General features: G+C 54.4%; 14 protein-coding genes and 1 tRNA gene. 8 read left to right on the forward strand and 7 right to left on the reverse strand.

The window, feature by feature from the left end; all coding sequences use genetic code 11:
- The 4 genes from WC488_02155 to WC488_02170 form a co-directional block, all read left to right on the forward strand.
- Positions 1-580: hypothetical protein (locus WC488_02155; GenBank protein MFA5077206.1), on the forward strand; the 580-nt coding region annotated here is incomplete at its 5' end.
- 25 nt (positions 581-605) lie between these two features.
- A complete protein-coding gene (hisS, locus tag WC488_02160; protein ID MFA5077207.1) occupies positions 606-1844 on the forward strand; it encodes a histidine--tRNA ligase in 1239 nt (412 codons plus the stop codon).
- Positions 1841-3199, forward strand: coding sequence for a cation:proton antiporter (locus WC488_02165; protein ID MFA5077208.1), 1359 nt, complete (start codon positions 1841-1843; stop codon positions 3197-3199). Before hisS ends, WC488_02165 begins: the two co-directional genes overlap by 4 nt.
- The gene (locus tag WC488_02170) at positions 3196-3717 is read left to right on the forward strand and encodes a hypothetical protein (protein MFA5077209.1); all 522 of its coding nucleotides are present in this window, start codon (positions 3196-3198) and stop codon (positions 3715-3717) included. The genes WC488_02165 and WC488_02170 overlap by 4 nt, the downstream gene beginning before the upstream one ends.
- 26 nt (positions 3718-3743) lie before the next feature.
- Here WC488_02170 and WC488_02175 read toward each other — a convergent pair whose 3' ends face one another.
- Positions 3744-4616: an ankyrin repeat domain-containing protein gene (locus WC488_02175; protein ID MFA5077210.1), complete on the reverse strand. Its 873-nt coding sequence runs from the start codon at positions 4614-4616 to the stop codon at positions 3744-3746.
- Between the two features lie 36 nt (positions 4617-4652).
- Entirely contained in the window at positions 4653-5156 is a 504-nt protein-coding gene (locus tag WC488_02180; GenBank protein ID MFA5077211.1) for a hypothetical protein, read from the reverse strand.
- 57 nt (positions 5157-5213) lie between these two features.
- Between WC488_02180 and WC488_02185 the strand changes: the two genes are divergently transcribed.
- Positions 5214-6920 (forward strand): AAA family ATPase, encoded by a 1707-nt coding sequence (locus tag WC488_02185; GenBank protein ID MFA5077212.1) that lies wholly within the window; start codon positions 5214-5216, stop codon positions 6918-6920.
- Positions 6921-6996: 76 nt separating this feature from the next.
- Complete coding sequence (locus WC488_02190; GenBank protein ID MFA5077213.1) at positions 6997-7407, forward strand: hypothetical protein; 411 nt, start codon at positions 6997-6999, stop codon at positions 7405-7407.
- Positions 7408-7439: 32 nt separating this feature from the next.
- On the opposite strand, the gene priS is transcribed toward WC488_02190, so the two are convergent.
- Genes priS through WC488_02210 form a run of 4 tightly spaced genes read right to left on the reverse strand, consistent with a single transcriptional unit; the run spans position 7440 to position 10780 of the window.
- Entirely contained in the window at positions 7440-8564 is a 1125-nt protein-coding gene (priS, locus tag WC488_02195; GenBank protein ID MFA5077214.1) for a DNA primase catalytic subunit PriS, read from the reverse strand.
- Positions 8557-9579 carry a hypothetical protein gene (locus WC488_02200; protein MFA5077215.1) on the reverse strand — a complete coding sequence of 341 codons (1023 nt, stop codon included), beginning with the start codon at positions 9577-9579 and terminating at the stop codon, positions 8557-8559. The genes priS and WC488_02200 overlap by 8 nt, the downstream gene beginning before the upstream one ends.
- 21 nt (positions 9580-9600) lie before the next feature.
- A complete protein-coding gene (locus WC488_02205; GenBank protein ID MFA5077216.1) occupies positions 9601-10365 on the reverse strand; it encodes an NAD(P)H-hydrate dehydratase in 765 nt (254 codons plus the stop codon).
- A 4-nt stretch (positions 10366-10369) separates the two neighbouring features.
- Complete coding sequence (locus tag WC488_02210; protein MFA5077217.1) at positions 10370-10780, reverse strand: ACT domain-containing protein; 411 nt, start codon at positions 10778-10780, stop codon at positions 10370-10372.
- A 268-nt stretch (positions 10781-11048) separates the two neighbouring features.
- Here WC488_02210 and WC488_02215 point away from each other — a divergent pair.
- Positions 11049-11173 (forward strand) — tRNA-Ser (locus tag WC488_02215).
- A gap of 62 nt (positions 11174-11235) precedes the next feature.
- Positions 11236-12357 carry a hypothetical protein gene (locus tag WC488_02220; GenBank protein MFA5077218.1) on the forward strand — a complete coding sequence of 374 codons (1122 nt, stop codon included), beginning with the start codon at positions 11236-11238 and terminating at the stop codon, positions 12355-12357.
- Between the two features lie 2 nt (positions 12358-12359).
- Here the strand turns inward: WC488_02220 and WC488_02225 are convergent, their stop codons facing one another.
- Positions 12360-13538 carry a hypothetical protein gene (locus WC488_02225; GenBank protein ID MFA5077219.1) on the reverse strand — a complete coding sequence of 393 codons (1179 nt, stop codon included), beginning with the start codon at positions 13536-13538 and terminating at the stop codon, positions 12360-12362.
- Between the last annotated feature and the right edge of the window lie 41 nt (positions 13539-13579).

The raw sequence follows: 13579 nt of genomic DNA on the forward strand, positions 1-13579 counted from the left end.
TGCAGGAGAACCAGGCAGCCGGCTCCTTGGATATGCTGAAACCGCGCCGTATGTGAGGGAAGCACGATCAGCCGGCATATCGTCCATATGCTTGGAGCTTTGCCCCCCTAAATCTGCTGAAGATACCCGAGAATTGATTGCACGAATGAAAGATGATGGCGCAACTGCCGCACAATTCAACATTGAGATGTACGACCAGGAGGCAAGATTGAAGTATATGCCTTTCAAAGGCACGATTCCAGCAGAAAGTTATCTTATGGCAATAGAAGAAGGCGCCAAAACGTTCGGCCCCGGAAAAGTGAGCAGCGTCCTCCTTCTGGGGTTTGAGGGGAAAGAGGATGTGGTGAGAGGCGCAAATGCAATCCTGGCTGTTGGTGGAATACCAAGCATCGAAAGCTTTAGGATGGTTCCTGGCATTGAAATCACCCGAGCGCCGGTGGAATTTTCGGTCGAACAGGTTGTGGGGATTGTTTCCGAAGTTACTGAAATGATTGTCAGGAAATTCGGAAGGGAGGTATCTGAGATTGCCGAGGGCTGCATGCGCTGTCGAGGCTGTCCTTTGGTGTTCGATATGATATAAAAATACTGCTGCGGGAATTGGAATTATGTCAGAAAAGCTTACGCTCAAGGGGATGCGGGATTACCTGCCCGAGGAGATGATGCTCAGGGAAATGGTAGTGGACACTATAACCAAAGTGTTCAGGCTCTACGGGTACAGGCCGCTCGAAACCCCTGCGATAGAGTACATGAGCACGCTAAAGGCGAAGAGCGGGGACGAGATTGCAGGGCAGATATTCAAGCTCGAGGGCGAGGAGGCCGGGTTGCGGTTCGATTTGACAGTTCCGCTAGCGCGCGTGGCTGCGAACAATGCTCTCCCCAAGCCTTTCAAGAGGTATTGCATCTCCAAAGTGTGGAGGAAGGAGGAGCCGCAGAAGGGAAGGATGCGCGAGTTCTGGCAGGCGGATGTTGACGTAGTCGGGTCGAAAAGCATGCGCTCGGAAGCCGAATTGATAAAAGTGGCGAACGACGCGCTCATGGCGCTGGGATTCAAGAAGCCGCTTTTTCTGCTGAACAACAGGAAGATACTGGACGCGCTGGCCGCCAAGCTGGGTTTTGCAGACGAGAAGGAAACCGTGTTCAGGCTCCTGGACAAGATGGACAAGATTGGGATTGAGAGGGTGAGGGCGGATTTGGGCGGGATTCTTGGGAAAAAGAATTGCGATGGGCTTTTCAGCGTGCTTGCAATTGAAGGGAGCAACGAGGAGAAGCTGGGGAAAGCAGGGGAAATAAGCCCGGAAGGGGCGAAGGAACTGCGCGAAATAGTTGAGAACTGTCCCGGGCTTGAAGTGAAAGTGGATTTCTTCCTTGTGCGCGGGCTCGGATATTACACCGGCCCGGTATTCGAGGTAAAATTAAGCGACGACATAGGGAGCGTCGGGGGGGGCGGAAGATACGACAACCTGCTGGGATTGTACGGGCAAGGGGATTGCGCCACAGGGATAAGCCTGGGGATAGAGAGGTTGCTCTACTTGTTGAAGGACAAGGCCGGGGAAAAGAATGGGAAAACGTACACCAGGATTTTTGTCGCTTCCGTGAAGGGCTGCTGCGGGTACGCGGAAGAAGTGGCTCAAATGTTCAGGAAAGCTGGTGTGGAGACGGAAACGGATTTGAACGAGCGCGCGCTTGGAAAGCAGTTTGACTATGCGAATTCGCTCGGGATAAAATACGTTGCGGTCGTTGGCGAGAAGGAGAAGCAGGCGAAAAAAATAACCTTGAGGGACATGGAAAGCGGCGCTGAGGAAATGATGGATGTTGGGAAAGCCATGGAGAAGGTGCTGGATTGAGCGAATACAGGGCTCCGGACAGCATCCTGGTTGCAGGAGCCGAACATGCCGGGAAGATAGGGAAGCGCATTTATCCGATAGTGCCCATAGCGATAACCGTGCTGTTCGCGCTGCTGTTCGTATCCGTCATGCGCTCCAGCATTTTCGGCCAGGTCGATGAAGAGAAGCACCTCTTTTTCGAGATAAGCTTTCTGCTCCTGCTCGCGATGATGGCCGAGGTCGCTGTTGTGTATCTCAAGCAGCCCTCGGTGGTCCTTCTGCTGATCATAGGGGTGCTGATAAGCCCGAGCTTCCTGGGGGTGCTCTGGCCCGCGCTCTCCGGAGCCGTTCCTGTCCTTCCCCAGGAAGCGCCGAACTTCATAAGTGATGAGAAACTAATACAGATTTTCGGCCAGCTCGGGGCGATATTCATACTTTTGAGGGTCGGGCTCCACGTGAAGTTCGGCAGGATATTCAATCTTGAGAACGCGCTTGTCGCCCTCCTGGGAGTCGTGGTTCCGTTCATTGCAGGATACGGGTACGCGGTCTTTTTCGGGGGCGGGACTGTTTACGCGCTCTTCCTGGGCGCGGCATTCACTGCCACAAGCGTGGGCATCACTGTGGCGCTGCTCAGGGACTTCGGGCTGATAAAAACCCGCTTCGCAGAGGTCATCCTGGGAGCCGCGATAATAGACGATATTTTGGGATTGCTCGTGCTTTCATTTGTTTCAGTGCTCTCGTCCGGAAGCACGGAGTTCGGGGCGATGGTCCCGATATTGATGAACACTGCGGTCTTTCTCGTAGGGGGCGTGCTGGCAGGAGCGTATTTCGTAAGGGAGTTCATAGACAGAAACGAGATGGACTACAAAGGCCTGCTCGTGGTGCTCTCGTTCGCTTTCGTATACTCTTATCTGGCCGAATATATCGGGCTTTCGAGCATAGTGGGCGCTTTCCTCGCGGGCATACTGCTCAACGGCAGCAGGCACCTTGCCCGGATAGAGGAAAAAACAGAAGTGCTGGAACTGGTGTTTGCCCCCATATTCTTCATCTCGCTCGGAATGCTCGTGGATGTGCAGGCGATATGGAATTTCCTGGTCCCGATATTGATTATTACCGCGCTTGCGATAATCAGCAAGGTGGCCGGATGCGGCTTGGGCTCGCTGCTGATTAAGCTCGGGCCCAGGGAAAGCGCAGTAGTGGGCATAGGGATGGCCCCGCGGGGCGAAGTTGCGCTCATAGTCGGGCTGATAGGGCTCACCAAAGGGGTTCTGGACGCAGAGCAGTACACCATAATCGCTTCCATGGCCTTCCTGACCGCGTTCCTCATGCCCTTCCTGATGCAGCCGGTCCTTTCGTCCCTGAAGGTGAAAGAATGATAGCTGGAATAAGGCTCATAATAAGGGACAAGACCGCTTTCTCCGAGGAAGAGGGGGTGAGGAGGCGGCTCGGAAGGCCGATGGACCTGCTCGGAAGCATTCCCAAGAGCGTAAAACTCATCCATGTGCTGGACTTGAACGCGAAAAACGGGAACATGACCAATTTCGATTTGTACGACCATATGATGTACAAGTTCAATGTGGAGATTGAAAGCGCTCCTGAGCCTGCATTGCTCAGAAAGCTTTTCGCATTCGGCGCGAGGGCCGTAGTGGAGCTGCCGTTCGGAAAGAGGCTGGAGGAATTCGAGGGAAGCAGGCTGCTGGCCGGAAAAACAGACGGAAAGGAAACTGATGAATTCGTGCAGGACTATTACGTGGAAACAGAGAATTTGGAGATGGTTGCAAGATTGGCCAGGAGCAGGAAGAGGATTTTCGTGCATTCCGAAAAGCTGGAGGATTCGGAGCTTGAGAAAGCCGGCGCTTTTGCAGCAATAAGGAATTTTCGCATTAGGGTGTGAGCGGAATTTCCGTCCAGAATCCATGTTCAGGCAGCGCGCACTGGGGGGATTTTACTGTTTTCTTCGAGCAGGCGGATTATTTCTTCGTTCGGCTCTGATTTGGATTTAGCGATGTCCAGCGCGGTGCGGCGTTTCTTGTCTTTCAGTCGCGGATTCGCACGGTGCCCGAGAAGCAGTTTCACGATTCCCGGATTTTCTGATTCCACTGCCCAAAAAAGCGCGGTCTGGCCTTCCGAATCCCGAATGTCCAGGTCGGTTTTCCATTTCTTTTCCAGAAGTGCTTTCACGGTTTCCTCGCACCCGAAGAAGGAGGCCCACATGAGCGCGGTCTGCCTGGATTTGTTCCTTGCATTAGGCTTCGCACCGGCTTCGAGAAGGGTTTTTACCACCCGGGCGTCTGCATCCTGGGCTGCATGCACGAGCGGAGTATCGCGGTTTTTGTCGCGCGCGTTCACGTTCGCATCCAGTTTTATCATGGCCTGGACCAACTGGTCTTTTCCCTCTCCGAGCACCAGCATGAGCGGAGTCCTGCCTTTCTTGTCTTTTGAGTTCACGTCCGCGCCCTGCCCAAGCAGGACTTCAATCGCTTCGCTGCAATCGTGCCTGGAAGCGCAGGCGCGCATGAGCGGGGTCTGTTTCCATTTGTCGCGCGCCTCCATGTATGCCGGCTTGGCGAAGGAGCGCCCGATGCCGAGAAGGGAACGCACCATGCCGGCATTTCCCTGGCCGGCGTAGTACAGAAGCTGGCGCCCGGCTATGTGGGATTGTCTGGAGCTGAAAAGAGCATGGGTTATGCGCTCCACGAGCAGGCCGAAGCGGGAACGCTGTATGCGTGGAGGGGGATTATTCTGGATATGGCTGGTGGAATGCACTCTTACCGTGGTGGTATTGCCGTTCATCTGAAGACCGTCAAACACCTAAAATCAAGCGCGAACTCAGCTGGGCTGGGCCACTATTCTTCCGCTCACCGTCCTGAGGAACGCGGTCTGCGCGTCGCAGGCCGGATTCACTTCCTCTGCGCAGATGTAATAGCTCACCTGCACGACCATCTTCTTGGAGTTCCCTTTAGGGAAAGCGCCCTGGAGCTGGATGTCCAGGTTCACGAGCGAATCGCTGCTGTTGAGGAGCGCGTTCGGCTCCCATGTAGTTGGGGTGCCTGCAGCTCCTGCCTCGGAAGGCGTGAATGTGACGTTCTTTATCCTAACCGGGTAGCTCATGGTGTTGGTGATGTTCAACGCGAGCCTTGCGCCGCTGGTCTGGGCCTGCATCTGGGAGAAGCACCTGAAAGAAGTTCCGAGATAGCACTCCTCGTTGATGAAATAGGTCGGGTTTAAGGCGCCGGTGAACATTATGGCCGCGATGACTATGGCGAGCACGAGTATGGCCCACCCATAATTCATCAGATATTCTATCGCAACCTGGCCTTTCCCGTAATGCATGCTTAGGAATGGCGTGGGACATTATTTAAATTTAACTTTTTAATCTATAAGTTTATGATGGACGCCAGGAAACCCAACCCAGTTGACGCCAGGATGTACTACCAGCTGGGCAACGATTACTACGAAAGGGGGGATTACGAAAAGGCGATAGAGAACTACAACACGTCCATTTTGCTCAACCCGATATTTTCCGAGGCTTATTTCAACAGGGCGCTCAGCTACTACCAGCTCAAGAACTACGACCGCTCGGTTTCAGACTACACGAAGAGCGCAGAACTGGACCCGAACAACCCTATCATATACAATAATCGGGGCGACGCGTACTATAAGAAGCAGGATTTCCAGAGCGCGATAAAGGATTACGACAAGGCGATAAGCCTGAACGCGAATTACCTCAAGGCATTCTACAACAGGGGGCTGTGCTACGCATCCCTCGAGGAGTACGACAAGGCGGTCGCGGATTTCGGAAAAGTGATTGAGCTCAAGGCTGATTTCGCCGAGGCCTGGCACCTCAGGGGGCTCGCGTACGAGTACGGCGGGGACCTGGACAACTCCGTAAAGGATTACGAGAAGGCAATAGATTTGAACCCTGAGCTCAGCGAGGCGAAGGCGCATCTTGAGGCCGTGAAGGCGAAAAAACAGCAGGCAGGAGGGGAGTCCGGCGGAACCGCGGGCTCGGACATAAAGATGCTCCAGAAGCCGAAGATGAACTTCAACGACGTAGCAGGTATGCACAAGATGAAGGAGGAGATAAAGGAGGCCATTGTTTACCCGATGATTAATCCGGAACTTGCGAGGAAGTACGGAAAGCTCGCAGGAGGCGGGATAATGATGTACGGGCCCCCGGGATGCGGGAAAACGTACATAGTGAAGGCAGCCGCAGGGGAGTGCACCGCGAACTTCATAAACGCCAAGCTTTCCGACCTGCTGGACATGTACGTGGGCAACACTGAAAAGAACATCCATAAGGTTTTCGAGCTCGCGAGGAAAAATTCGCCGTGCGTGCTCTTCTTCGACGAAGTGGACGCGCTCGGGGGAAGGAGGGACCAGCAGGAAGGGACCCAGTATATGAAGATGGCCGTGAACCAGCTGCTTTACGAGATGGACGGAATAGAAGCGGCGAACCAGAACGTGCTGGTCATCGCGGCGACCAACGCGCCCTGGGACGTGGACCCTGCGCTCAGGAGGAGCGGGAGGTTCGGAAAGGCGATATACATACCAGAGCCGGACTTCACTTCGAGGAAGGCGATTGTGCAGATGCACGCGAAAAAGAGGCCGCTGGCGAGGTTCATACCGTACTACAGGATTGCGATTGCGACAATAGGGTATGCGTCTGCTGACTTGAAGGCGCTGGTGGAAGAAGCGGCTACCATACCCTGGAAGGAGGCTTTCCTCGCGATAGAGAAGAAGAAGCAAGCGTACATAGCCGCGGGCAAGACCCCGGAGGAGGCCCAGCAGACTGCGGAGAAGGAGGTCAAGCAGAGAGTGATAAATTCGTCGGATTTCATAAAGGCGCTCAGGAAGAAGCCGAGCTCGCTCCCGCCGTGGTTCGAGCAGGCCAAGAAGCAGATAGGCAAGCAGGAGGAGCTCACTGTGGTGGACGGAAAGGAGCACAAGAAGATTACGGACAGCAAGATGGGCCCGGGTGAGAAGGAGGCGTTCAAGGACCTGCTCAGCGTGATAAACACCAGGAACCAATGGTACAACAAGATAATGTACAGGACCATACGGGAAGTGGCGCTCATCATCCCGTTTCCGTTCTAATTAAATTCTTTTTCATCCATTAAAAGAAAAATCAGGTGAAATAAATTGAGCGAATATCGGATAAAAAGGTGAAAAAATGATAACCAGCCTGAAAATTACCGAAGTTGACGCGAAGAGGGGGGCCGGCACGCCGAGCGGAGGATTTGAGGTCATGTTCAACATAGAGGACGTGAAGGTGGAAAAGGACGAGGTCCGCATAGTTTTCCTGTACAACGCGAAATACAAGGACGGCGGGGCGTACATAAAGCTCAAAGGCGAGCTGGCTTCGAAAGAGGACAAGGAGACCGTGAAGAAAGTGGAGCAGGAAATGAAGAACAAGAGGCTTCCCACTGATTACATGCAGAAAGTGGTGAATACAGTGAACTATTTCGGGACCACCAACGCGACTGTTGTTTCCACCCTGCTCAACGTCGCTCCGCCCATAAGGATGCCCAACCTCCAGTTCAACGAGCCGGCGCCCAAGCAGGAGGAGAAGCCCAAGAAGTAGCTGCTTTTTTTCCGCCTTTTTCTATCCAGTTTTTACTGCTTCCCCAGGAGCAGCTTCGCGCTTCCCTTCATTTTAAGGTAGACTGCAAAGTATTCCGGAACCTCCGCTGTTTGGCCCTTCGCGAAAGGCCCGTGGGTCGTGCTGCCCATTTCAAGCGCTGGTATTTCCTCGAGAGCAATGATTTTCATTGGCTTGGAAGAAAGCGCGAGAGCGCTGTGCATGGGCTCGAACGAGCCGAGTTCTGAAAGAGGGACTTTCTTGGCGCGCAATCCTGTGCCCCCGTGTATGCTGTCCGCGACGCGTATGAGCTTGGTGTGGTCCAGCGTCACCCCGCTGTCTATGTTCACCGTGCGGAGCGCGAGCTCCTGGGCCATCTCGCGCAGTTTCCTGTCCACGCCAGGGGTGATTTTCCTCAGGCTCCAGTTGCCGTTCCGGATTCCTTCCGCGAACGCATCTCTCTTCTGCTCGCTCCTGAAAATCCTGCTCAGGCGCTCTGGTTCGCCTTCCAGGGCTGCGAGGACGCGCTTGGCGAACCTGCCGGAATAGCCTGAGCCGCTCGGGGCAGGGCCTGATTCGCGGTACACTGTCCTGCCTCCCTGGCTGCCGGCTTCCTGCCTGGAAAAAAAGGACTCGTAGTCCAGCCCGGCGCCTTTTATGTAATCTATTATCTCCTTGCGCTCGTCCCCTTTCAGCTTCGAGAAGCGCTTGTCGTAAACGTGGATGTGGAAGCCCCTGTTCCCGGAGAAATTCGCTGAAATCTCGCTCTTGTCCACTCCGAAATCCGGGATTATGAATTCCTCTATGAGGCGCACCGCGTCCGAGCGCACGCTCGCGATTTCCGCAGGGGAGATGTACCGGCCCTTCGCCTCCATGTCCAAATCGAAAACCAGGTCTGAACCCAACCAGCCCTTCCTCTCCATGGGCGTGGCCTTGGGCATTGAGTAGTACGCGACGCTGTGCGAAACGTAGAGCGGGGTGTTGTTCACCAGGAAGGAGCGGAACTCGGCAGGGCTGTTGAAGGCCATGTGCCTGGAATCTATTTTTTTCTCTGTGCCGAAGCCGAACTCCCTTTTTTCCAGCCCTGGGACCTGGATTTCAGCTTTCGAATAGTAATTGGAGAAGAGGCGAAGCACGAAAACTGTTTCCGGGTCAGGCATCGCGCTCACCTTTTTCCTGGGCTGGAGTCGCGGCTGGCTTGGCCGGCTCCGGGCTTGCATTCGGCTGGGGCTTCGGCATGCGGGATTTCCGCCTCGCCCAGTTCATCGGGTTCTTTATGTTGCAGGCCGCGACGCAATAGCCGTAGGCGGATACAGAAGAACAGCTCGGCATGCGGTATCCTTTCTTCCGCGCGTGCTCTATCTGGTACGTGCTCACTTTCTCGTCGTAATCCGGCGCGTTGGAGAATATCTTGAGCATGTCCCCGGTGGAAACTCCTGCGTTTATTAAGTAGACCGCGAGAAGCCACCTTCCGGAATGCCCCACGTTCTCGTGCTTCCTGAGCATTTCCAGTATGGCTTCCACACACGGCGGGTTGTCCCCTTCCTTGAAGGATATCTTCTGGGGCTCTATTTTCGGAAGCAGCGCGTAGAGCTTCTCTGCGAATCTCTTTATCGCAGGAGGCACGCTCTGCGTCTCGGGTATGCGCTCCGAGTATTTTTTTACTGCCTCTTCCATGAGCCTGAGGCGCTCGTGCGAGGTTATGGGAACGCGGCCTGCGCTCAGCTCCCTGGAGACCAATTTGTAGTGGACGTCTTTAGGGGCGTACATCAGGAAATCCGCGACGTCCACTGTGAATTTGCCGGATTCTGATGATATTGCATCCATGCCCAGGTCCTTGGCCAGGAGCTCCACGTTCTCCTCGCTCTCTGAACCCAAATAGGCGAACGTCTTCTTCGCTTCTGCGACCGCGTACCTGCTGGAAAGGAAGCGGTTGCGCATGTGCGAGAGAATCATGCGCGCGGCTGCGTAGGAAATTATCTCCTCTATCGCGTCTTCCTCGTGGATGAACACTTTCCTCTTTATCTCCCCGCCGAGCGCGGATTTCAGGCGCTCGAAGCCCAGCTCGGCCATCTCTTCGCTGACTTCCACGCTCCGCGCCTTCATGAGCTCCTTGGCAGATGAAGTGAACGGATAGCGGGCTGCGAAAGTGTAATCGCTCAAGAAGTAGGCCATGGAATTATGTCGCTCCGGGGCTTAAAAATACTTTCCCTTCTCGAATTTCCTGTACGCCTCGGGGAGCGTTTGCGCAAGGTCGGAGGCGCAGAAATTGAATCCGAAATCCTTGAGGAGCAGATTGCCTGCAATGCCGTTTATGCATGCGCCTGCGAGCGCCGATTCGAATGCTGGGTTTTTGCAGTACAGCGCCGCGACCAGGCCTGCGAGCACGTCCCCTGTGCCCCCTTTGGTCATGCCTTGGTTGTGCACGCTGTTGGTGCGCGTCATATGTTCGTCGCTCACCACGTCCGGGGTCCCTTTCCGCAGGATGGTGCATTTGTATTTTTTAGCCATCGCAGCCACGTTCTTTTCGCTCGCTTCGGCTCCGAAGTAGCGCTCGAATTCCAGCTTGTGCGGAGTTATTATGAATCTGGAATCCAGGTCGCGCACAGGCATGTAGTTGAAGCCCTCTGCGTCGAGCACCACTTTTTTCGCTGCTCTCAGCAAACCTGCGTTAAATTCGGAATTCCCCATCCCTCCGCCGAAGAGCACGCAATCAACTTCAGCTATTTTCTCCAAATCGTAGACCGCTATCGCTTCGGGTATTGCTTTCACTGCCTGGAGGAGGAACGGGCAATCGTCCCCCGGATGGAAGTAGAGCAGGTCCACGAACCTCCTTGCGGCCAGGATGGAGAAAATCGCTGAGCCTGAATAGGCCGCGCTTCCTCCGATTATCAGGAGCTTGCCGTTCTGGCCCTTGTGCGAATCCTTTTCCGGCTTGTGCAGCGAGAATTTTTTTCCCATGGAATCAGGATTTGAGACCGAGCGCGTCCTTCGCCTTCTGGAAGCTTTCCTGGGCCGGCTTTATCGCAACGTGCGTTATGTCCGACAATTTGCCCACGATGTAAACGCTCTCCAGATTCACCCCTTTGTTTGAAAGCTTGCGGGTTATCTTTCCGAGCTCGCCGGGCCGGTTCTGCATGTCCACAACTATTATGTCCGCCTCGGAAAGCCTGAGCCCGGGAAGTTTTGAAAGGTGCTTCATCGCAGTGGTTGAATCGTTGGTGAGAATCCTGAAAATCGCCGCGTCTTCGGCGCTGTATGCGGAAATGGCTTCTATGTTCACCCCAAGCCCGCCCAAAAGCTCCGCAACGTCCGCGAGAGCTCCGACCTTGTTTTCGGCCCGTATGGTTATTTCCTTCATGTAGGTCTCACCCATTTGCTCCCCAATACGGGGAACGGTTCACAGTATGAAAAATTTGCGTCCAAGGTTTATATAACGTTTGCTGGGCTTTTGAGAACGTTTAAAAAAGGTGAGAGGCAGATTATAGATAAATCGGCTGAGGAGTGCTACCATTTTCTTTTGGGGTGCTGGGGTTGGATTCGCCTATTGGTGAATCCTCCGCGATTTCTCCAGGCTTGTACAAAGCATTGGGGGGATCGACGAATAGGGGGGTTCCATTATGAGCTGGTACAACCCCCTGTGTGCTGGGGTCGCCTAGTCCGGTAGGGCGGCAGGTTGCTACGCTGTTCAGTTTCCGTTTCGGGTTCCGAACAGCCGTGAAAACCTGTTGCGCGAAAGCGTCCGGGAGTTCAAATCTCCCCCCTAGCGAATTTTTATTTTCATTGCAGCAGCGGACAAAATATTATAAAAGAGCGGGGAGTAGCGGAATTATGAAAACCTCTCTGCATGCAGTTCTGGCCATTGGCGCGTTGCTCGCTTTTGCAGGCTGCGTTGACCAGGGAAATGTGCAGAACCCGTTTTTGGCAAACTATTCCAACCTAGTCCCTGGGCTGAACGGTTCTGCATTCTGGAACATGAGCGCGAACAATTCCTTGATTCCTAATATAGCTCCAACTAGCTACAAGGAGTATGAGGCGCAGAGGTTTTACACATTCACCGACCCGGCTGAAGGAGCGTTCAGCCTCGCAGTGCCTGCAAACTGGACCGTTGCGAACGGTTCCGGGATAATAAGGCCGTACATCGATGCGGGTGTTTCTTTTGGAGCAAGCTCGCCGCAGGAGCAGGCGTTCTTCTACCAGAGCCCGTTCGGATATATTTATGCGACGCCCAATTCCCTGCTGAGCTACGCGGGCTTCGGCGAAGGCTCGCTCTACGACCCTTCAGGCGGATACACGAAGTCCATGGTGGTCCAGCACTACATGAACGCGAGCGAGTTCGCTGCGGAATTGGTGAAAACGTTGAACGTTCAAACTGCGAACCTGGAGATAGAGGAAAGGCCGGAGCTTGCGGGCGCAGTCGCGGCTCCGATAACAAGGCAATCCGCGGCAGAGGCTTCCTTCGATTACGCAGGAACTGATTTGAAAGGAGTGTTCTTAGTAAAAACTACTTTGGTGGAGATGTCAGGGACAGGGGTGTGGTACGCCTCGGTCGCAGCGTACAGCAGCCCTGCGGATTTGATGGACGAGACCGAGCTGAACGTGCTCGAGATGGAGCGCTCCTTCGAAGTCAACCCGCAGTGGGCCGCGCGGGAACAGCAGGAAGTGCTCAAGCGCGCTGGAATACTGAGCCAGAGCCAAAGCGACATTTCAGCCATCATATCCTCAACTTTCGAGGCGCGGAGCAGGAGCATGGATGAATTGAACAGGAAGTGGGACAACCACATTCTCGGGATAGAGGACGTGTACGATGGAGGGACAGGGACGCACTATATAGTGGACAGCGGCTCCAAATATTATTGGGCGGACAACCAGGGGAACGTATACGGAACGGACATCAACGAGAATCCGCTCCTGAATGAGGACATGCACCCGCTGGAATGCCCGGGTTGCTGATTTCATCTTTTGAGAAATATTATCAGGAACAGCGCAAGCCCCACCAGGCTGAGCCCTGCAAGTAACGGGGTGAACGTGCTGTCCTCTGCTTTTGCGGAGGGCCGGTAAAGGTCGCGGTCGGATATGTTGGACGAGCCGTCTTCCCCTAGCGAGCCGTCCATTGTGAGATGGCGGCTCACGAGCTCGAAACGCTGCGAGAACTGGGAGCCGAAATGGTCCTGAAAGCTTATGGTGATGTTGTGCCTCCCCTGGGCCGAATACTCTTTAGTGAAAACATTTATCAGGGAAAATGCTTCCGGATAGAATTCAATCGGCGTGGGAGTGGAGCGTTCGCGCATTTCCACCCAGCCAGGGGATGAATTGCCGGCTGTTGAGACGATGCGCCAAACGTCCAGCGAATCGTTCGTTATGTTGAAGGTGTAAAGCGCCGCGGATTCGATTGTGCCGTTGTTGAGCGCGAGCGTGTAGTTGCAGAATTTCCTTTTGGAGAAAACCGCATCCTCGAAAACTGAATTGCCGGCCCATTGCTCGCCAAGCACGGGCTTGTAAAGGAAGTGGAGCACAGAACCGCCCTCCACCTCGTAGGAGAGGTTTCCGCTCACGTTGCGCGTGATGTTGAAATAACCGGAGGATCTTTGCTGGGTGCACCCGCAGAACCCCGGCGCGGGGCACGACCAGTGGCTCGTGAGGTTGTAGAATGCGTACTGGAAATAGAACGTCCCGTTCAGCGTCAGGGTGATGTTGCTTCCGTCGGTGTAGGAAAGCGCGGACTGCGGGATTGGAAGAGGCAATGGGTTGCCGTCCACCTGCTCGTTAACGAAAGTGTCGTTCATGAATTCCGCGCGCAGGTCCACGGAAAGGTTCTGGAAGAGGAATTCCTTTCTGTATATGTTCTCGCAGCCGTTGGAGTCCACCACTCTTTTCACCTGGATGGTGGGTTCGGACGCATGGCGCCAAAGGAGTCGGGCGGGCCGCTCTGAGGGGATTCTGCCGTCAACTGACGGATACACAGTGAGGGGTTCGAGCTCTGCGCACGCGATGGGATTTTCGAAATCCGGCTCTGAGCGGTTCGTGCACTCAGAATCGAGAAGCACAGGTGCAAGGAGGTTGTTGTGCGCTGAAACATTTGCGAAGAAAGGCACGCATGCGTAAGCAGAGGCGAATAGAAGGAGCAGTGCCAATGGTCCTGGATTCATAAAAGCTAATAAAGATCTTAGAGGGT

It is taken from the genome of Candidatus Micrarchaeia archaeon (assembly GCA_041650355.1).
GTDB lineage: Archaea > Micrarchaeota > Micrarchaeia > Anstonellales > Bilamarchaeaceae > JAHJBR01.